Source organism: Sediminibacillus halophilus (assembly GCF_900103695.1).
Taxonomy (GTDB): Bacteria; Bacillota; Bacilli; order Bacillales; family Amphibacillaceae; genus Sediminibacillus; species Sediminibacillus halophilus.
Map to the genome: position 1 here is coordinate 724,322 of NZ_FNHF01000002.1, position 19,266 is coordinate 743,587.

The 19,266-nt window shown below is 43.9% G+C and carries 19 protein-coding genes; 1 reads left to right on the forward strand and 18 read right to left on the reverse strand.

What is annotated here, in order from left to right; all coding sequences use genetic code 11:
- Positions 1-74 precede the first annotated feature (74 nt).
- The 3 genes from BLR82_RS10460 to BLR82_RS10470 all read right to left on the reverse strand — a co-directional run bounded on the left by BLR82_RS10460 (position 75) and on the right by BLR82_RS10470 (position 1,671).
- Positions 75-620: a GNAT family N-acetyltransferase gene (locus BLR82_RS10460; protein ID WP_074598945.1), complete on the reverse strand. Its 546-nt coding sequence runs from the start codon at positions 618-620 to the stop codon at positions 75-77.
- A 150-nt stretch (positions 621-770) separates the two neighbouring features.
- Positions 771-1,124: a VOC family protein gene (locus BLR82_RS10465; RefSeq protein WP_074598947.1), complete on the reverse strand. Its 354-nt coding sequence runs from the start codon at positions 1,122-1,124 to the stop codon at positions 771-773.
- A gap of 16 nt (positions 1,125-1,140) precedes the next feature.
- Positions 1,141-1,671 carry a GNAT family N-acetyltransferase gene (locus BLR82_RS10470; protein WP_074598949.1) on the reverse strand — a complete coding sequence of 177 codons (531 nt, stop codon included), beginning with the start codon at positions 1,669-1,671 and terminating at the stop codon, positions 1,141-1,143.
- A 115-nt stretch (positions 1,672-1,786) separates the two neighbouring features.
- On the opposite strand from BLR82_RS10470, the gene BLR82_RS10475 reads away from it, so the two are divergent.
- Positions 1,787-1,981 carry a hypothetical protein gene (locus tag BLR82_RS10475; protein WP_074598951.1) on the forward strand — a complete coding sequence of 65 codons (195 nt, stop codon included), beginning with the start codon at positions 1,787-1,789 and terminating at the stop codon, positions 1,979-1,981.
- 271 nt (positions 1,982-2,252) lie between these two features.
- Here BLR82_RS10475 and htpX read toward each other — a convergent pair whose 3' ends face one another.
- The 15 genes from htpX to argH form a co-directional block, all read right to left on the reverse strand.
- The gene (htpX, locus tag BLR82_RS10480; protein ID WP_074598953.1) at positions 2,253-3,170 is read right to left on the reverse strand and encodes a protease HtpX; all 918 of its coding nucleotides are present in this window, start codon (positions 3,168-3,170) and stop codon (positions 2,253-2,255) included.
- Between the two features lie 309 nt (positions 3,171-3,479).
- Positions 3,480-4,790: a methyl-accepting chemotaxis protein gene (locus tag BLR82_RS10485; RefSeq protein ID WP_083334802.1), complete on the reverse strand. Its 1,311-nt coding sequence runs from the start codon at positions 4,788-4,790 to the stop codon at positions 3,480-3,482.
- 373 nt (positions 4,791-5,163) lie between these two features.
- Positions 5,164-7,002: an exo-beta-N-acetylmuramidase NamZ family protein gene (locus tag BLR82_RS10490; RefSeq protein WP_074598955.1), complete on the reverse strand. Its 1,839-nt coding sequence runs from the start codon at positions 7,000-7,002 to the stop codon at positions 5,164-5,166.
- 16 nt (positions 7,003-7,018) lie between these two features.
- The gene (locus BLR82_RS10495) at positions 7,019-7,381 is read right to left on the reverse strand and encodes a PTS lactose/cellobiose transporter subunit IIA (protein ID WP_074598956.1); all 363 of its coding nucleotides are present in this window, start codon (positions 7,379-7,381) and stop codon (positions 7,019-7,021) included.
- Positions 7,382-8,125, reverse strand: a complete 744-nt coding sequence (chbG, locus tag BLR82_RS10500) for a chitin disaccharide deacetylase (RefSeq protein ID WP_074598958.1) — start codon at positions 8,123-8,125, stop codon at positions 7,382-7,384.
- Between the two features lie 13 nt (positions 8,126-8,138).
- Positions 8,139-9,437: a PTS cellobiose transporter subunit IIC gene (celB, locus tag BLR82_RS10505; RefSeq protein ID WP_074598960.1), complete on the reverse strand. Its 1,299-nt coding sequence runs from the start codon at positions 9,435-9,437 to the stop codon at positions 8,139-8,141.
- A gap of 158 nt (positions 9,438-9,595) precedes the next feature.
- The gene (locus tag BLR82_RS10510; protein ID WP_074598962.1) at positions 9,596-9,901 is read right to left on the reverse strand and encodes a PTS sugar transporter subunit IIB; all 306 of its coding nucleotides are present in this window, start codon (positions 9,899-9,901) and stop codon (positions 9,596-9,598) included.
- Entirely contained in the window at positions 9,898-11,211 is a 1,314-nt protein-coding gene (locus tag BLR82_RS10515; protein ID WP_074598964.1) for a 6-phospho-beta-glucosidase, read from the reverse strand. Before BLR82_RS10515 ends, BLR82_RS10510 begins: the two co-directional genes overlap by 4 nt.
- A gap of 162 nt (positions 11,212-11,373) precedes the next feature.
- Positions 11,374-13,296, reverse strand: a complete 1,923-nt coding sequence (locus tag BLR82_RS10520) for a BglG family transcription antiterminator (RefSeq protein ID WP_074598966.1) — start codon at positions 13,294-13,296, stop codon at positions 11,374-11,376.
- Positions 13,297-13,405: 109 nt separating this feature from the next.
- Positions 13,406-14,317 (reverse strand): glycerophosphodiester phosphodiesterase, encoded by a 912-nt coding sequence (locus tag BLR82_RS10525; RefSeq protein ID WP_074598968.1) that lies wholly within the window; start codon positions 14,315-14,317, stop codon positions 13,406-13,408.
- A 323-nt stretch (positions 14,318-14,640) separates the two neighbouring features.
- A complete protein-coding gene (locus BLR82_RS10530; RefSeq protein WP_245693758.1) occupies positions 14,641-14,997 on the reverse strand; it encodes a hypothetical protein in 357 nt (118 codons plus the stop codon).
- 321 nt (positions 14,998-15,318) lie between these two features.
- Positions 15,319-15,528, reverse strand: a complete 210-nt coding sequence (locus BLR82_RS10540; RefSeq protein WP_074598972.1) for a hypothetical protein — start codon at positions 15,526-15,528, stop codon at positions 15,319-15,321.
- A 994-nt stretch (positions 15,529-16,522) separates the two neighbouring features.
- Positions 16,523-16,906: a VOC family protein gene (locus BLR82_RS10555; RefSeq protein WP_074598976.1), complete on the reverse strand. Its 384-nt coding sequence runs from the start codon at positions 16,904-16,906 to the stop codon at positions 16,523-16,525.
- 68 nt (positions 16,907-16,974) lie between these two features.
- Positions 16,975-17,253 carry an ArsR/SmtB family transcription factor gene (locus tag BLR82_RS10560; RefSeq protein ID WP_074598978.1) on the reverse strand — a complete coding sequence of 93 codons (279 nt, stop codon included), beginning with the start codon at positions 17,251-17,253 and terminating at the stop codon, positions 16,975-16,977.
- Between the two features lie 531 nt (positions 17,254-17,784).
- A complete protein-coding gene (gene argH / locus BLR82_RS10565; protein WP_074598981.1) occupies positions 17,785-19,212 on the reverse strand; it encodes an argininosuccinate lyase in 1,428 nt (475 codons plus the stop codon).
- Between the last annotated feature and the right edge of the window lie 54 nt (positions 19,213-19,266).

Below are 19,266 nucleotides of genomic sequence, written 5' to 3' on the forward strand. Positions count from 1 at the left end.
ATAAAAATTTATTATGTTTCACATCCAAGTCGGCATTAAAACGTTATTAGCAAAAAGCAGCAGAAAGATTTGAATCAAGCAAAATTAAATCTTGCCATTAAAATAGTATCATAGAACTCACCATCAGATAGCAGTTTGTCCATTTTCAAAACACCTTCTATTTCGAAACCAAGCTTTTGGTAAAGCTGGATGGCCGCTGAGTTGGTTTCTAGTACGCGCAACGTCATTTTGACGATTTTATTCGCTTCTGCCCAGGAAATCGACTCTCTCAAGAGGTTCTTCCCAATTCCATGCCCCCAAAAATCCCTTCGCACTCCTACTCCAAACTCGATCTGATGTGCCATACGCTGTAAATGACTGCCAGCACACCTGGAAAAACCAACTATGTCTGAACCCACCTCGGCGACTAAAAAGAGGTTGTGTTTTGCTTCCTCATCTGCCTTGATAAGTTCCTTGAACCCGAGGGAATCAATGTAATCTTCCCCATGCTCCCGATCCATATTTTCGGTTTCTCCATCGATTTGCAGCCTGACTTTCACCAGTTTTTCCGCATCGGCCTCCTCTGCTCGCCTTATTCGATACGGTAAGTCACGTGTGGAAAAATCCTTTTCGCCTCTCATTCCATCCCCCTTTAAGCAATTCGTTACGCCTAAATGAGAGAGAGAGATGTCTAATACCATCGCTCTCTCATTTAGGCGTTTTATCTATTATACGAAGAACAAAGTAGATAGTTTTCTTTTAAGAAAAAAGGGAATCAGTTATTCCGTCATTTATCTCTTCTCTATAAGCCCCAGTCCTACACCAGTAGGATCAACTAAATAGGCAAGAAAAAAAGTATCAAACTCCATCTTCTCCCTAACCACCATTGCTCCGCACTTTTGGGCCACAGACAGCGTCTCGTCTATGGACTCCACCTCAATTTGAATCCTTGTCCCATGTGGAAAATCACCCGGGCCTTTACTGATCCCTCCGCTTATCCCACTATCATCCTTACCGATTTCAGAAGCTACCGGCCAATATCCCCAGTTGGACTCGGCTATTTCCCAGCCGAATACCCTTCTATAAAACTCAACTGCTTTTTCCGGCTCCTGACTGCTTATCTCAAATCCGACCACCTTCGCCATTCCCTTCTCCCCCACTCTATAAGCTAATTTCATATTTGCTGTGCTGCCCGTATACATTTGCAATACCAACCCGCCGGTACCTCTTTTGATAATACTGGTTCAACCCGCTATTGCTTGCCAGGCAGTCAAAGCGAATGCATTTTTTCCCTTTTTCTTTTGCAACCTCCCTAGCCCATTCCATCAACCGTCCACCGATATTTTTCCCAGCGTAATCACGATGTACCACCATACGATGCACGTATAATGCAGGTACTTCTATCGCTTTCTCTCCCCATATGGAATAATCCCATTCGCTTGGTGAATCATCCAATGTGATTGAAGCTATCGCTTTTCTGCCGCTCTCCAGAATATAAGTATGATGGCGGTTGATGGATTCCTTCACCTCTGCAGTATTCCCCTGTAAATCTGTTACATAGTAATCCCACTGCGTTGTATTTTTTGTCTGCAGCCAGCGGCCGGCCTGTTGAAGCAAAGACAGTACACTATCCAAATCGCTTGCTTCAGCCAGCCTCCATGAAAAGTCCTGCTCATCTATCGTCCACTTCACCTTCCTCGCTCCTCTCCTCCATATTCTGTATTAATTTCGATAAATTCCGCCCCATTCCTGCTTTGACTAATTTGATACAATAGAAAGACAGATAGGCTTAGAAGGGGCTTGAAAAATGGATAGTACAGAAGGTTTTTGGAAGTTTCAAGTCGGCTATAACATCCTTATTCTGCTAGTGGCAGTTGGCATCACGATTAACTATGCATGGCATGACTTTCACGTTTCCTATTTGATTGTCGGGTTAGCTATACTGCTTGGCAGCGGGTGGCGGTTGTACAGGCTATTAAAACATGCAACGTCTGCCAGCTGACGAACTGATGAGCTATATATACCAGAACAAAAGCAAGTTCCTTGCTCATTCCCGACCAGCTTAAGACAAGTCTTGACGTGGCGTTATTTGCCACAGAAAGGCTTGTCTTAAGACCTCGATGGGGTGGCGCGCTGAAGCTGGACGTGGTTGTTCCTGCCAATAATTATCCACAGGAACTTTAATTTGTTATATCCAATAGAATGAAAAAGCAGCTTGACCTATCAGGAAAGATACCCGGGTCAAGCTGCTTTTGCCTTTATAACATTAGGGTTTAACGCTGTTCCAAACGGGCAATCCGCTCATCAAGATCCGGATGGGAAGAAAACAGTTTGGCCATACCGCTTTTGCCGTTGATTTTCATTGTCTGGATTGCTGCATCATCGGTACGGTCATTATCAAGATGAGCTCTGTCTACATAGGATTTCAGCGAACGTAAAGCATGGGCCATTTTGTCACGACCCGCCAAGTCGGCTCCGCCCCGGTCGGCCCGATATTCCCGCCAACGAGAGAATGCACTGACCACGATACTTCCGAGAATCGAGAACAGAATTTGAAATACGATAATCGCTGCAAACCGTACGACCGTTTGCATTTCCGAACGAACCAACCGAGATACAACGATGGCCACAATTCTCGACAAAAATACGACAAAGGTGTTGACTACCCCTTGCAACAACGTCATCGTCACCATGTCTCCATTGGAAACGTGGGCGATTTCGTGGGCAATGACCCCTTCCACAGCAGCATCGTCCATTGTTTGCAATAATCCGGATGATACAGCGACAAGCGAGCGTTTTTTAGTCGGTCCGGTAGCAAAAGCATTCACTTCTGCCGATCGATAAATGCCCACTTCCGGCATATGTGCCAAGCCTGCAGCACGAGCCAGACGGTGTACCTTTTCCACGACGGCACGCTCTTGCGGCGCCAAGGAACCGTCCGGGTCGAGGACTTTGACTTTCATCATTTTTTTCGCTACCCAGCGGGACATGGCCAGCGACATAAAGGAACCAATGAAACCGACAAGCAGACTGAATACCATCAGGGATCCATAATCGATCCCCAAGCCGCTTCCGCCTGTTTCAAACGAACCGCCAATATCGGTGAACGTAGTAATAATCGACCAGACGATGACAATGGTTGTCATGACCAGAATGTTGGTCAATAAAAAGAACAGTATCCTTTTTCCCATCTTTGCACCTCCATTTTCCATCTATTTGTCCATTAGTTTAACATGTTTCCCCCTCCAATACGCTATAGAAACCTGCTGTTACGGAAAAAGATATGCTTTGTTTTCACAAAATCGTCATCTTCTAAACAGTTACCAGCAATTGTCTCTGAAAATTGTCATCTTCTAATGCTTGTATTACCTTTAAAATGCCTTCCGCATTAGGCGGGGAAATAATGAGAATGCTTGGACATGCATCCCTGATGAATCCGGATTCAAAAAGAAACAGAAAAGGTCGATTCAAACATGACTTTTTCTGTTTCTTGCAGGTCTTTAAATTGTAAACTGATAATCTTTCGTAAACTGTTGTAATTCCGTTAAGCGTCTTTCCATCTGTTCAAATTGATTGGTTATTTCTTCCATGGAGCTGCTTGTTTGTTGTGTGCTCGCCGATGTTTGTTCAATACCGGCGGCAGACTCTTGCGCAATTGTTGCGATTTCGTTAATCGACGAACTCAATGCATCACTGTCTTTGGTGATGGTTTGCAAACTTTCATTGACACTCATTACACTTCCGACCATTTCGGATAAAGCGCTGCTGATTCTTTTGAAGTTATCCCCTGTTTTTCGGATTTGTGTCGACCCTTGATCCACTTCTTCGTATCCACTCATCAAGGAATCCGAAACAGCGTTTGATTCTGATTGGATACTGCCAACGATGCCAGTTATATCTGCGATCGAGTTACTTACTTGTTCGGCTAGTTTTCTGACTTCATCAGCAACAACGGCAAAACCTTTCCCTTGTTCTCCTGCCCTCGCTGCTTCAATCGCAGCATTTAATGCTAGCAAATTCGTTTGCTCGGCAATATCCTTAATAACGGACACAAGCTTGGTGATTTCTTGTGATTGTTGGTCCAAAACCTGTACCTTTTCTACAGCGTTTTTAACAATGGATTCTATTTTTTCCATTTGTTCAACTGACGTATCCATCAATTGCGTACCTTCACTCACCATCATGATAATTTGCTCTGCAGCATTATAGATTACCTGTCCATTATTGTTCGCTTCACGAACTCTTTCATTATACTGTTTCATGCCCTGCGATAGTTTGCCAGAATGCTCGGCTTGCAAGCCGGCCCCAGAAGCAAGTTCCTGCATGGTGGTGGCAACTTGTTCAGATCCCCGCTTGACTTCTAAAGAGGAGTGCGTCAATTCCTGGCTGTGCTTGGAGACATGGTCAGAAACAGAAGCAACATTTTCAATAAGCACATTCATTCTGTTTTTCATGTTATCTACTGAAGCAGCGAGCTGTCCAATTTCATCAGTCCGGTCATTTTTTAGATCGATTGATAAATCGCCTTCTTCAACCTGCCTCATTTTGGACTGAAGTTGTTTAATAGGCTTGGTCATCCTACTTGCCAATAAAATGCTCAAGAAAGACGCAACAACGAGAGTCAGGATCAGCCCTATCCCCATGGGAATAATGATTTGGGTTGCCTTGTTCTCTATCTCTGCTTTAACAGTGTTCATGATTAACATACCCTGTAAGCTAATGGCTAAGCCGGATAGAATCAGTACTGCTAAAAATGGTATCAGAATCTGTCTTTGAACCGTGCTGCCAAAAATACGATGCTTTACTTTCATTATTAAAACCCCTTACTTCCCAGATTGACAAACCTTTCATATTATATATCGGTAATTTTTAGCAAAGCATAATACCTATAAAATAATTTTTTCATGAGATAAAATGAGGGTTAGTTGTATGGGAAGACGGAAGCTGAAAATGAGTATGTTGGATAGAAAAAAATAAAAGTTTTTTAAGACGTGAAACCTGGAAAGTACGGTATGATATGTAGGGCATCTAGAGGACCTCTACCAGCAGTCCTGAGGGATAGAACTCTCAATCTGTTGTGATAGTACATCGGACTAAAGTATTCCTTGCTGCTTTAAACACCAAAACCGCTCGGACTTTGCATCCAAGCGGTTTTGTGTTCTTCTGGCATTATAAGTTCCCCAATCAATGCATCACATCGACCACAATCCTCGACGAAAACGATGGGGTTTCATAAATGACGCTGCCTGTCTTTAAATTAAAGACAGCTACAAAGGTATCACCATCCCGCTCGTATTCAATATCATCCACCACAGGACTGTTGCTAATCTGAATTGTTCCACCACGATCATCCAGTTCTCCGCCGATTTCCCCATATGGAACTTCTAAGCGCAGCCTTCCATCCTCTTCCTCCAACTGATAGTTAGTGATGGTTTTATTCAAATCAAAAACAACTCTTGTGTAATCCGCATGCACCCCATACCGAATATTTTCCAGCAAAGTGGTTGAGACATCCACCTGCCGTTTAGCGGTATATTTACCAAAACGAACGTTCAATTCTCCTTTGCCTTCTCCCGAAGCATGGAAAACGCCATCGATTATCTCACCGATATCACCAGTAACTGTCCAGTCAAGTTCGGTCGCATCGATATCGAGTCGTTCTCCGTGTTCATCATATCCTTTTACCGTCAAATCTACGCTTTCCCCAAGAGAGGCTGACACATCCAGCGGCAAAATCCCTAAGACACCTTGTTCCTTGTAAGGTTTCGCCCCTTTGGGATAAGGTTTGTACAATAAATACTGGTTACGTACTTCTCTTGTCCACGTATCCAATTCATCCTGCCAAGATGACATGATTTCTTCCACTGGCTGGTCATCCAAAATCATGGCTGGTACATCCGGATCCCCAATCAAGTTGGCATAGCTGGATGTCATCTCGAATTCCTCTGGTTTTTGATCACGCATGGCATCAACCAAGTGCAGACCAAGCGCCACCAAATCGATTTCAGAAGGATCGTCGATATGAACCTGGACGCCGCCGATCAACTGCCCCTCATGTCTGCCGAACATCGGCGTGTAGTAAGCAGAGCGGAAATGGACACCGGCCAGATCACGGCTGTTCATCTCGGCAGCCAAAGCTTCCCCGTCAATTCCCGGACCGCCGACCAATTCAAACGGCTTAGTCGTTCCAAGTCCGGTAGACAGGTTAGTGTCCTCGACCAATTCAGTACCTGCATATAAATAAGCTGATTCCTGCGTCGGAATATTTGGAGACGTCATGACCCATGGAAGGCCGGTATCTTCGTAATGCATGGTCCGTTTCCAGCCTTTCATTTTAGCCACCTTCAAATCGACACCCATGCTGTATTCATGATTCCACATGGTCGCCAACTCCCCGACTGTCATACCATGTCGAACTGGTAGTAAAAACCTTCCCATAAAACTGACTGTCTCCTCGGAACGGAGCGGTCCTTCCACCCGGTTTCCACCAATCGGGTTGGGCCTGTCCAACACAATAACCTCTTTATCGTATTCAGCTGCTGCTTCCATGGCAAAGCCTAGAGTATAAATATAGGTATACACGTTTGAACCTATATCTTGGATATCGAATAACAGGACATCCACGTCTTCCAACATTTCTTCCGTAGGTTTCCATGTCGGTCCATAAAGGCTATACACAGGAAGGCCCGTTTTTTCGTCAATATAAGACTCTACATATTCCCCAGCTTCCTGGTCACCTCGGATACCATGCTCTGGACCAAAAAGCGCCGTCAAGTTAACATCCGGGTGTTCATAAAGCAAGTCGCTCGTACTGACAAGGTTCCTGTCCACTCCTGTAGGATTAGTGATCAGGCCCACCCGTTTCCCTTCCACCCAGTCCAGGTGGTCCTTTAAAAACACCTCTACTCCCGGTGTGACCTTCCCCTTTTTTCCTGCCTTTCCTTCTGCCTGGACAGTCGCAGCCGATACAGCCAGCAACAACAGGAAAACGACAGCAGCTGTCACAACTTTGCTTTTTCTCATCAAACCCCTCCTTGGATTAGTTTTGTTCCTGAGCATTAACAGCTTCCCATAACCGATTTAGCTTTTTGTTTGTTTCCTGCTGTTGTTGATGCAACAAAATCAATTCTTCAATCAAATCCTTCTCCGACATCACCGTCATCAAATGATCTTGGGCATGCACCAACAGGACTGGCATTGTATCCAGCTGTTCCACCGCATCCTCCTGCAAAAAAGATGTTTGGATTTTATGAGCCTTCAGCAATTCATCGGCTGCCTGTTTCCGCTTCGATTCGATTTCGTCGTATTGTCCATGTTTTGCCGCATGTAAGGCTTCATGTAAATAAGCCTTGGCATTTCCTGCGTGTAAGATGATTTGCATGGAAAGATCCTCTATCTTCATTTACAACCCTCCATAATGGATCAAGCCTACTTCGTGTTGATTGAGCCAATCGCTGATTCGGCTGTCTGTCAGCAGTGCCAGTTCTTTTGCCCTGGTGAATCGATAACTGCTTTTGTTCCCCAGCCACGTATCGATGAAGGCCGGATGGCACATCACTTCGGTAACACCCGGCTCCAGTTCTGAAAATAGCTGCAACAGATATGCAGCGGTTATATGATCTTCTCCATAAAAGTCATAACGGAGACTATCGGTAGTGCGTATGAATTCCTTGATTTCCATTTCACTGAATGTCCGAATCGGCAGTTTGTATTCCTTTGCTACTTCGGTCACTGCTTCGAGCGCGCAGGGAATATGCAAATGCATATGGTGATGACTGTCGATATGGGTTACCTCGATTCCTTGATCAAGTAAAAACTGGAGTTGCGCCTGCAATTCTTCTTTCACATCCTGCTTCTCGGCAGAGGCAATCAACTCCTCACCTTTCAGAAATTCACCATTTTCGGCCATAAGGCTGCCAGGAGACGATGACAGCGGACGGCCTGCGTCCAACACAAAGTGCAGGCCGATCCCTAATGCAGGAAAACGCTTCGCTGCCTGTAAAGCCTCATTGGCAAATTCCGTATTGACCATCACCGTCGTACTGGAAACTATGCCATGCTCATGTGCATAAAGAATACCGGCCGATACACCAGGAGTCAGTCCGAAATCATCGGCATTGACAATCAATTTTCGCTTGGTTTCCATGGCAAAAAACTCCTTATCCTTGCTTGGCAGTTGGGGTTGTATTACCCTCCGCATTGTTTGCTTCCTCGTTTTGCTCTTCTGCCAGCAGCTGTTTGTCATACAAACGGAAGAAAGGATAATAGATGACCATGGCCATCAGGATATTGAAAAGCATTAGTACCCCTCCGCGCCAGTCTCCGGTCGTGAGAATCCCTGAAATCGGAGGTGGTGTGGTCCAAGGGACAATCACATAAGGCTTTCCTACCAAACCGAGCGACATCGAAAAATACGTGACGATCCCTACAGCCAGCGGGGCCAGGATGAATGGAATAAACAAGAGAGGGTTCATCACTACCGGTGCGCCGAAGATGACAGGTTCGCTGATATTGAAAAAGCTGGCACCGATCGATCCTCTACCAAGTCCTTTTAGATGCTTGGAACGTGCCCGCCAGACAAACAGCAGCGTCAAGGCAAAAGCCATTCCAGAACCACCGACAGCCCACCAGATTGCCATAAATGGCTGACCGATGATGTTTGGCAGCTCTTCTCCAGCCTGGTGTGCCGCCACGTTTTCCTCTGTCAGACTATACCAAATCGGGGCCATGACACTGGCCACCACGGAAATACCATGAATGCCGAACGACCATAGCAGGTGAATCAAGATGATCGCGATGATCGCTCCCCACAGACTGCCTCCGGCCATTTGCAGCGGTTCGCGCAAGACGGCACCAACAACTCCGTGAAGTGATAAATCAAATGAAGCCTTTAACAGTAAGTCGATGCCCCAGACAATCGCAATGATGGCCGCTCCAGGGATAAGTGCGGTGAACGCACGCCAAACGGAAGGCGGTACACTGTCCGGCATACGGATGACGATGTTTCTTTTTTCAAAAAAACGATAGACTTCGACCGTAAAAATAGCCAGGAGGATGGCGATGAACAGGCCTTCGCTTCCCATTAAATTTAGTGGGATATTTCCTTCTTCCGATAATGGTGTCGCCACGAAAAATGCTGCGATTGCGAGCACTCCGGCTGACAAACCATCCATTTCGTAGCTTACTGCCAAATTATAAGCAATCGAAAATACGGCAATCAGTCCCAACAACCCAAACGTGGCGTTGACCGGAATATTCAATACAGGAGCGTATTGTGACATGAATTCTGCCCACGAAGGAATTGGCGGGGAACTGATGATGAGAAAAATACTGCCGATGATCAATAACGGCATCACAGCAATGATTCCATCACGAATTGCTTTTAAATGACGCTGCTCTGCCATTTTACCGGCTACAGGCATAAAATAACGTTCCATAAATGCATTAAAACGGTCCATCTCATTTCCTCCCTTAAATGGATTGGTAATCTTTCTTCAGTCTAGGGGGAATATCGCTTTCGCTGCTCTTTTACAGTGGAAAGGACAACACAAGCAATCATGGTGAATGAACATTTTGGTAATAGATGACGACAAGGCGTTAGAGAACGCTGCAACACTTATTGATCCAGAAGTTCCAGTGCCTGATCGAGCACTTTCTCTCCATCCCTGATGCCGTAGGCTTTCATATCGATAATGGCAATGGGAGTGTTTGCTGACTTTGCTTTCTTGTACAACTCGTTTTGTTTATAGCGGATTTGCGGACCGAGCAGGATGACATCGGCCGTTTTCAGTTGTTCATCCATATCATCCACAGAATAAGCGTCCACCTCTACTTCGATTTGCCTGTCGGCAGCTGCCTTTTTTATCCGGTCCACGAGCAGACTAGTGCTCATGCCCAATGCACATAGTAATGCTATTTTCATCGGTTAACCCCCTGTTTGTCTTGGTAAAATTGTGGCAAATATGGTTGATTTACTTCCAGCATTTCCTCCAGCACCGTTTTTGCCTTTTCCGAGGAAGGAACCAAAGGATGAAGGGTCAACGCCTGCAATGCAAGTCCCTTATCCCCTGTTACAGCAGCATCCACTGTCAATTCCTCATAAGCCTTGACGACCTGCAGCAATCCTCTTATCTGCGGTGGGACATAGCCAACCTGCAGCGGTGTGACGCGATGACTTTCCACCACACAGTTCACTTCGATACAAGCATCCTTTGGAAGACAGGAAATCGTCCCATTGTTCCGGACGTTCAGCGTATGGATTCTTTTGGAATTAGTGTGGAGTGAAGTCATCAGCCGTACTGCCGCTTCCGAGTAATAAGCTCCTCCCCGCTGTTCCAGCGCCTGTGGTTTTTTATCAAGTGACGGGTCCTGGTAAAGCTCGAATAACTCCTTTTCCACCTTTCGAACTTGATCTGCCCTAGTCTCATGGTTGTGGTATTGTTCCAATTGCTGCTCCAGCAGCCGGTCTGTTTGGTAATAGTATTTGTGGTAACCACACGGAATGGCCTGCAGAGACTGCAGGAAGTCAAGATCCCAGCCAAAAGACGGGATATTCCGCGCTTCATAGCTGTCGGAGACACCGGTTAGAATATCCTCTATTCGCGATTTTCCTTTTACGTATAATTCGGTTATCCAGATTAAATGGTTGATGCCGACGAAGGTGAGGCTGATGTCCTCCATGTCCACGTTATAGGTATGAGAGAACTTTTTGTAGTAATTAATTGGATTATTGCATAAGCCGACGACTTTGACGTCGCTGTGTTTTAAAATGGCCTCTGTCACCAAGCCGGCCGGGTTGGTAAAGTTGAGCAGCCACGCATCCGGTGCAAGCTCCTCGATATCTTGGCAAATATCCAAAAGAACCGGTATGGTGCGCAAAGCTTTCATAAAGCCTCCAGCGCCTGTCGTCTCTTGGCCAATCACACCGTGCTTGAGCGAAATGTATTCATCGTTCCTGCGCATTTCCAGCTGCCCGACGCGAATCTGGGTAATTACATAGGAAGCATCCTTGATAGCTGCCCGTCGATCGAGTGTGGCAGTCAATTTTATTGGTAAGTCAGCTTTTTTGATCATTCGCCTTGCCAGTTTTTCCATAATCGACAGCTTTTCTTGGCCTTCCGGAACATCAACCAGCCATATCTCTGAAACTCCAAGCAATTCCTGTTGCTCGATAATCCCTTCCAATAACTCTGGTGTGTACGAGGATCCCCCTCCAATCACTGTGATTTTCATTGTTCTCACCCTTTCATTGCAACGTTGCTTATCTCCATTTTACCTTCCAAGCTCATCCACTTGGAGAGAGACTTTTGCCATTGGCAACGGTAAAAAGTTACTTGTAGCTGGTACATCCTTAAAGGAATAAAAAAGGCAAAGGGAATCGACACCTTTGCCTGATCACAGTTTTTTAATTGTTTGCAAAAACTCTTTGTAGCTGGAACATGCTAATAGTTGAAGCAACAGTTTTTCATTATCAACGAGTTTGACCAAGGCCTGAAACATCGGCTTTACTTCCTGCTTTTTTTCTTTGTCGATGTTAAGCAGAAAAATGACTTGCACCAGTTTATCGGACCATTCGATTGGCTTTTTCAACGTCATAATCGACCAGAAAGTCTGATCACCCATCGGCTCAAGCGGGTGGGGAATGGCCACCAAGTTACCGAAGCTTGTCGGTGCATAACTTTCCCGCTCCAATACCGAGTCGATATATCCATCGCCGACTTTTCCATCAACAGCAAGTTTACGCCCCATAAAACGGATGACCTCCTCCGGGGAAGCTAAATCATATTGAAGAAACGTGTACTTTTCGACCATATAGCGTTCGACCAGTTTCTTCTCTTCTATCAGCATATTGCGGATTTTGGTGAGATCACTATCCCCTAAAACCGTTCGGACGAGGACCACCGGGACAGGCAGTTTCCGCTTTATCGGAATGGTCGTTATCACAAAATCGATTCCTTGCAGCATTTGGTCATCCAAGCTGTAATATTCTGTCGTCCCGGCAACTTCCAAATCACTCCCGAAGCGATCCTCCAGTTTGTATAACAGCAGCTGGGCACTGCCAAGTCCGGTGGCACAGACAATCAAACACCTACGTGTTCGGGAAACCCTTCTTTTAGCTCGTTCTTGGGCGGCTTCCAGATGAAGTGCCAAATAACCTACCTCATGCTCATCGACCCTCACGCCAATATAGCTTTGCAGTTCATCTGCAGCAACCAGAGCAGCCTCGAACGAGAGTGGATAATTCTTCTTTATATCTTCAAGAAGTGGATTCCTAATATTCATTTGATGCCTGTGACGATTGATTGCCGGTCTTAAATGGAGGCACATATGCAGCAAAAGCTCTTCATCCTCTGCGAGTTGAAAGGAATAAAGCGCATCTATTTTTACCACCATATTCCTTACCAACCGATACAATTCCGGGTCGACCGCAACAGCTTCTTTCGCAATTTTTTGATCTGATCTGCTCCGCTTGGTCCCCTGTAAATGAAGGGTAAGATAAATCACTTCCTCTTCTGCAAAATCAACGTGCAGGCCGTTCTCCACCGTTTCGATAATTTCCTTTGCCACATCGAACTCTTTTAGAGAACGCATTTCCACCCACTGTTCTTCTGGCACTTCTACCTGATTTTCTTCTTGAATACGCTTACATGAAATGGCAAGGTGTGTGATGAGATTCTGCAGACTAATATCAGAAATCATAATACCGTGCTTGCGCAAGCTTGATAAAATGGCTGTTCGAATGTAATCCAAATCTTCCGGCGGCAAAATGCCCCTCCAGTTATCAGTCGCTTCCATGAACGAGGACTTTTGATTGAATAAATACTCTGAAATGCAAAAACGGATGTTTGTTTCTTTTCCGATTACCTTGATGCCATAGCCGGGACGGTGGTCTATCTCCAGGTCGTACGTTTCCAAAATCGATCGGATATGTTTTAAGTCATTTTGCAAGGTAGACCGGCTAATATACAATTCCTCTGCCAGCAATTCCATTTTCACATAATCGGAATGAAATAATAGCCTTTCCAAGACATAGACCGTTCTAGCCTGTGGATCATCGGGAGGTCGCTGGCTTTCCGTCTGTATGTATTCCTGAAAAAGTTGTTGAAAAGAAGCCTCATCCTTTACCTGCAGGTGATAACCTTTCCCTCGCCGGGATTCAATGGACAAGTTCTGACGGGAAAGTAGCTGGTTCAATGCCTTGATTTCATTCCGCACCGTTTTCGGGCTGACCTGCAGGCTGGCCGAAAGCTCTGCACTGGTAACAGGTTCATTCGCTTCCAAGAACAGCTCGAGCAATTCCTGCCAACGTTCCTTCATGGCAACACCCCTTTTTCAGAAAATTGTTACCCTTACTATAGCATGGTTAGTTTCCGCCAGGCAAAATTGAAAAGAGGAGGGTCAGTCCCTCCTCTTTTCGTTCATAAATTTAATCCAAGCGATATTCTTTCAGCACTTGTCTGAACCGATCAGGATAGTTGGTAAATACTCCGGTTACCCCCCATTCCAGTGCTAAACGCATATCTTCCTCAGTATTGATGGTATAGGGATGGATCAGCAGCCCCTTGTCACGTACCTGACGGATATAATTTGCTCCATTCTCCATTTGCTTGATGCGGTTAAAGCTTGGACCGACTCCGATGGCGTATTCCGCAATTTCACCCAGCCTGCTTGTCCCTTCCTGATCTGGTCGGCTGATCAATTGGACAAGCGGAATAGCTTGATTTATTTCGTTCATTTTTAATAAACTTTCCTGAGAGAATGATTGAATAATCACGTTGCTGGAACGTCCGTTAACACCGGTTAGTTTGTAATCCTCGAGCAAGTCGGCAAGCTTTTCCTCCATTCCCGGGTAGACATCCGGCGATTTCGTCTCGATGTAGTAATGCTTGCTTTTTCCGAAGTGATCAAAAATCTCTCGTAGAGTCGGAACCTCTAACCCGGCATATTCAGGTTTAGCCAATTCCGGATATTGTTCATTAAACCAACTCCCCGCATCCAGCTGTTTGATTTCTCCAAGTGTCATCTCTCCCACGCGGCCCGTACCATCGGTAGTCCGGTCGACGGTTTCGTCATGCATGGCAATCAGTTCGCCGTCCTTTGTCATTTGCAGGTCGATCTCAATATAGTCCGCCTTCATCTCCACGCCAAGTTCATAGGCAGCAATCGTATGCTCGGGTGCATAACCGGAAGCACCACGATGGGAAATATTCAGCACTCTTTCCTCTGGAAAAGGCAAATCTGTTTCACCTCCGGCAGCCTCTGCCTGGACAGTCCCGATTTGAGATGCTCCCCCCATCACGGCAGCCGACACAGCAAGGTATGTTACAAATTTTTTCATTCCCGTTCCCTCCCGGATTTTTCAACTACCGAAAAAAACAGAGAATCTCCATAAAACATTTCTTCAGGGAAAAGGCTCGTTGATGTCGATTCTCTGTTTTCCAATTTTCGATAGTTTCGTAGATTCAGACCAGAATGCGAAACGATCTAGATTGATTCCCGCTTCCTGACCATCCTCTTAATTCAAATCCTATCTGACTTTCTCATGCATCACAATGAGAGACTGGTAGGAAAAAACTTCATAACATTTTTACATTCCTTAGTAGAAAAGTAATGACTTGCATAACCTTCCGGTAGATTCGAACTAACTTAGCGTCGTACCGGCTACTGTCTGTCTAATGAAAAGGTTTCCTTATTATCATTCCACTCGACTGTAACTTCTGCTTCCGTATGTTCCGTGACTTTAGAATGCGTCTGATTGGCTTCATTGCTATAAGTGAGGGTGCCATTCTTCTCCAAAGCGGCACCGCTTCTTTCAAAACTTCCAGAGGTTACGACACGGTAAGTAATTTCTCCAACCGAATCAATATCAGTCCCCTTATATTCAAGCTTGAATTCTTCCGTTTCTAAGTCATCGCTGGTGTGAATCACTTTTAAGTTTGCCGACCAATTTTCCGACTCACCAGAATAAGTGAAAGTATTGGTGGTACATGCGGTAAGGAAGACCAATAATGCTAGCAATAATACTAAATTCTTTCGGTACCAATTAGATCTCCCTATAATAGAAATACCGTAAACTCCTCTTGCTGATTAAATCTTTATTTAAGACAGTTCAAGTATCTTCTTCGGGATTTCTACTTTTCCCTTCAAGACTCTTGGCGATTTCTGATAGGATTATGTTTCTCTGTCTTTGGATTTTGAGGAAACTAATAACCCCCCAGATACTGAATCCTATTAAAAGCAGAGGAAACAACGGGTAAAGCATATAAAAAAACTCAAAAATATTGGACATCATTCGCGCCCCCTTTTTCTTTAAATTGATTTCATCTTACCTTTCATTACTTATTTATTTTTTTGTGCAGTCGTTATTACGATTTTACCATTGCCCATTGCCATAAATCCTTGAAGCAGAGCAAACAGGGAAATAGCAGGATTGGCGTTTGCAGCGAAGAAGCCCATTACTAGGGTAATTAGACTAAAAAACACAAAAAGGAAACCTAGTATGTACGATGAATAACCTATAAACAAAATGACCACCCCCACTGATCCCATTCTCTATAGCACCCTGTTGGTTTCACATCTTTCATTCATGTACTCATCATTCACTTTCGTTATTTCTCCATTTTATGTAATTGTAAGCAAGGTCTATGGAAGCGACTAAGATAAAAAGGATTCCAAGAATGACATATTCATTCGAAGATATAATTCCAAGCCAATATATAGTGAGAAATAACAAAAATACGATTGGAATGCCCCATAATATACGTATCAACTTTCTCCGATAGGTTAATTTATGATAGATCAGCACAAACCCTTTATCAATTTTTTCTGTGTTTTTATAAACGGTGGTGAATATTATCGCGTTAATTACCAAGATTATAATAACCAAACCGATATAATATGCTAAATGATTCAATACATCTCCCACCCTAATAGTATGTTTTATATTTTATGCGTCAAAAGGTTCTTTCTTTAAAGGGAAAATTGTAGAATATTGAGTTACGCTAAATCCAAAAGCTTTGAGAGAGCAACACGATAATTAGGAGATACACATGTTGATTAATTGCTGACTTTTTCAGAAATGTATTAAGTAAATCAGTTGTTTAATAATTCCTTGAACATCTGTATGTTAATATGATAACGTACCTTCCTTCGCAACAGCTGCATACACATATCGACTTACTTTCTCAAGTGTAAAATGTTTACTGGATAATTCCCCCATAACCCTCATCCCCTTTTTTGTTAGAACCACATGCTATAAAAGCTTCGTTTTTTTTTCTATCTATGGAGAACCCTTAGACAACATGACAACCCCTCTTTGTATTCAACGCCTTTGTCTTTAATTCTCTTTAACAATTGTACAAACACTATTACATACCGTTCCTCTTTGTTAGCTAGTAATTCATTCCTTTCTTCCATTGTCATACCTATTAACTTCAATAAAAAAGAGGCGATTTCCTTCTTGAAGAAACGCCCCTCTTTGTTAAAAAATATCCTTTTTTTCAATCGATAGAAAACCAATCATGATAATTAGAATCGTTTACTTTTACATCTGGATAATTTGGATAAGGTTGCCGCAAGTATCATCGAAAACTGCTACTGTCACTTCTCCCATTTTGGTCGGTTCCACGGTAAAATTCACGCCCTTATCCTGTAACCGTTTGTGCTCTTCATAAATGTCTTGGACACCGAACATCGTTACTGGAATTCCGTCAGCAAATAATCTCTGTTGATACTCTTTGGCCGCAGGGTGTTCATTAGGCTCGAGCACTAATTCAGTACCGTCCTGGTCACTGGGAGAAACAAGCGTTATCCATCTATGTTCCCCAGTTGGCACGTCATGTTTTTTTACAAACCCCAGTGTTTCTGAATAAAATTCCAGTGCCTTATCTTGATCTTCTACGAAAATGCTGTTTACTATAATTTCCATCACATTTGCCCCCTTCTAGTTTTCGGTTAGTGTTGGTAAATCACTTTCATTGCCAAACCCATTTCGAATTAATCTATCCAACTCTTCAGCAAATTTTTCAATGGTTCGTTGTTGAATAGAAGTACTCGATACTTCCCCTTTCTTATGGAATTGACAAGCCCGGCATCTTCCAAAACAGCAAGATGCTTTGCTATCGCTTGTCGCGAAATGGAAAGGTCATGCTTCATAATCAGACGTGCCGTAAGTTCATATAACGTCAGCTCGTTGCGTTCCGACAGTTCATCTAAAATAAGTCGCCTAGTCGAATCGGCCAGTGCTTTGAAGATAGCGTCTTTATCCCAGTTCATATGGCTATTATAAGCAACTTGTTGGTTGCATGTCAATGATAAGCAACTATTTGGTTGCATGATATTTTACAAAGACCCTGCCTAACCACAAAAAAGAACAGTGCTTATCATTTTCTTATGTTTTCGCATTTATACACTAAAAAAATCGCCCAAAAGGCGACTTAAAGCTTCTTTCATATGTATTTGGTATGTTTCCTCGTATTGCTCGACAGTCCTGTAGTTAAAGCCTCTAAAGGGGAAGGTACAGTCTTAGGTTTAATCCGGCCTTTTTCTCCCAGAGGATGGGCTATCGCTGTGATAGACCTCACCTAGTTACTTTTCGGACAAATAGGGAGGTCTATTTTTTATTGGTCATTAGTACGACACATAGGATTCGGCCGTTTTTCTATTTCGGTTTGTTCTTATTAATAGAAACCGGACCTCTTAAAACAGATACTAAATTAAAAACCAGCAAAGGTCAGGTGAATCTGAAATAAAAATCGAACGTCTGACAAGATTATAAGCAGCTGAAAGATTCTCAACACCTTTGCATTAAACTCGATCACTCTTCTTTGAAAAATCTCCTTTTCTACTTCTGATCATTTCCTTTACCAAATCCTGATTAGGGCCCCCGGTTACCCTTCTCCTTTCCACAAAGCATGCCGGGTCAATTATCTGCTGCCAATCTTCTTTTTTTAGCTGCACACCTTCTAGCCAGTCATTAATTTTCTCTAAAGAAATTTCATATAACTCCTTACCTGCTGCATCAGTCTTTTTTGCGATAATACTGGCCTGGTGATGTGCTTTTCGAAAAGATAGACCATAATCACGGGTCAGGACATCTGCAAGCTCTGTAATGGTGATCATGTTCTCTCTAGCCTGCTGAAAAGCTCTTTCTCTATTAAACTCCATCGTAAGCACGACAGCCCTCATTAAACGAAGCACCCTGATACCTTTTCGATAGCCCTTGTACAAGTGGGGCTGTAGGTCGTCCTCGGTATCATTAATATCACCGTATGGAGTATTATGAATCATGTGGACTACTGTCATGCCTTCCCCTGCTGCACTGCTTGCCAAGGCCCTGGAATGCTCGATTGAAACGGGATTGCGCTTCTGTGGCATAATACTGCTGATTTGAACATAAGCATCCGATACTTTTAATAATCCTACTTCCTTAGAGGCCATTCGCAGGAATTCCTGTATCCATCTACCCATATTGGTCATCAAACTAATCAAGGCTTGAGCAGCCTCAATTAAATAATCAGCTGTGCCTATAGCATCGTAAGAGTTCTCAACCACTCCGTCAAAATCCAATAATTCAGCTACCCGTTCACGATTTATCGGAAAGCCTGATGTCGTGATTGCTGCAGCGCCCATAGGGGATTTGTTTACCGTTTGATAGGCATTAGTCAGTCTTTTGATGTCTCTATCTAAATTATCCGTTATTGCCAATAGGTAATGAGCGAACGTTGTTGGCTGGGCAGGCTGTGTATGGGTATGTGCAGGCATAATCGATTTGATATGCTGTTCTGCCTGATATAACAATGCCTCTTTCAGGTTTTCAGCTTCCTGCGCAGCTGATGTGATATAATCCCTTATGACGATACGATACATTGCTTCTCCCATATCATTACGGCTTTTGGCAATGTGCATTTTCCCTGCAAGCTCATCACCGATAATCTTACCGATTTGCGACTCTACCAGAAAGAACAAATCTTCAAATTCGGCGGAGTAATCTAGGCCGGCAGTCTCCATCTTCTCTACTTCTTTTATACCTTTAATAATTAAATCTGCTTCTTGCTCTGAAATGATGTGTTGTTCAGCAAGCATGGTCGTATGAGCTCTGTGAATCAAGAACATGGCTTGGAATAAATGTTCCTTTTGATCATAGAAAACATGCTTCAATAAAGCATCTACATATGTCTTTCCCGGGAATTCCATTCCATCTTTCGCTTCAAACTCTTCTTTCAAAGAATCCATATCCAAACACCCCAATGATTTCATTATTAATCGGCACCGTTTTCTACGCGGTTT

What these genes read in the sequence shown, in the direction of transcription:
- BLR82_RS10510 (WP_074598962.1), bottom strand. Translation starts at nt 9,901, where the DNA reads ATGAAAATAGCATTACTATGTGCATTGGGCATGAGCACTAGTCTGCTC.
- BLR82_RS10560 (WP_074598978.1), bottom strand. Translation starts at nt 17,253, where the DNA reads ATGAACTGGGATAAAGACGCTATCTTCAAAGCACTGGCCGATTCGACT.
- BLR82_RS10515 (WP_074598964.1), bottom strand. Translation starts at nt 11,211, where the DNA reads ATGAAAATCACAGTGATTGGAGGGGGATCCTCGTACACACCAGAGTTA.
- BLR82_RS10555 (WP_074598976.1), bottom strand. Translation starts at nt 16,906, where the DNA reads ATGGAAATTATAGTAAACAGCATTTTCGTAGAAGATCAAGATAAGGCA.
- BLR82_RS10475 (WP_074598951.1), top strand. Translation starts at nt 1,787, where the DNA reads ATGGATAGTACAGAAGGTTTTTGGAAGTTTCAAGTCGGCTATAACATC.
- htpX (WP_074598953.1), bottom strand. Translation starts at nt 3,170, where the DNA reads ATGGGAAAAAGGATACTGTTCTTTTTATTGACCAACATTCTGGTCATG.
- BLR82_RS10520 (WP_074598966.1), bottom strand. Translation starts at nt 13,296, where the DNA reads ATGAAGGAACGTTGGCAGGAATTGCTCGAGCTGTTCTTGGAAGCGAAT.
- argH (WP_074598981.1), bottom strand. Translation starts at nt 19,212, where the DNA reads ATGGATTCTTTGAAAGAAGAGTTTGAAGCGAAAGATGGAATGGAATTC.
- BLR82_RS10495 (WP_074598956.1), bottom strand. Translation starts at nt 7,381, where the DNA reads ATGAAGATAGAGGATCTTTCCATGCAAATCATCTTACACGCAGGAAAT.
- BLR82_RS10460 (WP_074598945.1), bottom strand. Translation starts at nt 620, where the DNA reads ATGAGAGGCGAAAAGGATTTTTCCACACGTGACTTACCGTATCGAATA.
- celB (WP_074598960.1), bottom strand. Translation starts at nt 9,437, where the DNA reads ATGGACCGTTTTAATGCATTTATGGAACGTTATTTTATGCCTGTAGCC.
- BLR82_RS10465 (WP_074598947.1), bottom strand. Translation starts at nt 1,124, where the DNA reads ATGGCGAAGGTGGTCGGATTTGAGATAAGCAGTCAGGAGCCGGAAAAA.
- chbG (WP_074598958.1), bottom strand. Translation starts at nt 8,125, where the DNA reads ATGGAAACCAAGCGAAAATTGATTGTCAATGCCGATGATTTCGGACTG.
- BLR82_RS10485 (WP_083334802.1), bottom strand. Translation starts at nt 4,790, where the DNA reads ATGAAAGTAAAGCATCGTATTTTTGGCAGCACGGTTCAAAGACAGATT.
- BLR82_RS10540 (WP_074598972.1), bottom strand. Translation starts at nt 15,528, where the DNA reads ATGGGATCAGTGGGGGTGGTCATTTTGTTTATAGGTTATTCATCGTAC.
- BLR82_RS10525 (WP_074598968.1), bottom strand. Translation starts at nt 14,317, where the DNA reads ATGAAAAAATTTGTAACATACCTTGCTGTGTCGGCTGCCGTGATGGGG.
- BLR82_RS10490 (WP_074598955.1), bottom strand. Translation starts at nt 7,002, where the DNA reads ATGAGAAAAAGCAAAGTTGTGACAGCTGCTGTCGTTTTCCTGTTGTTG.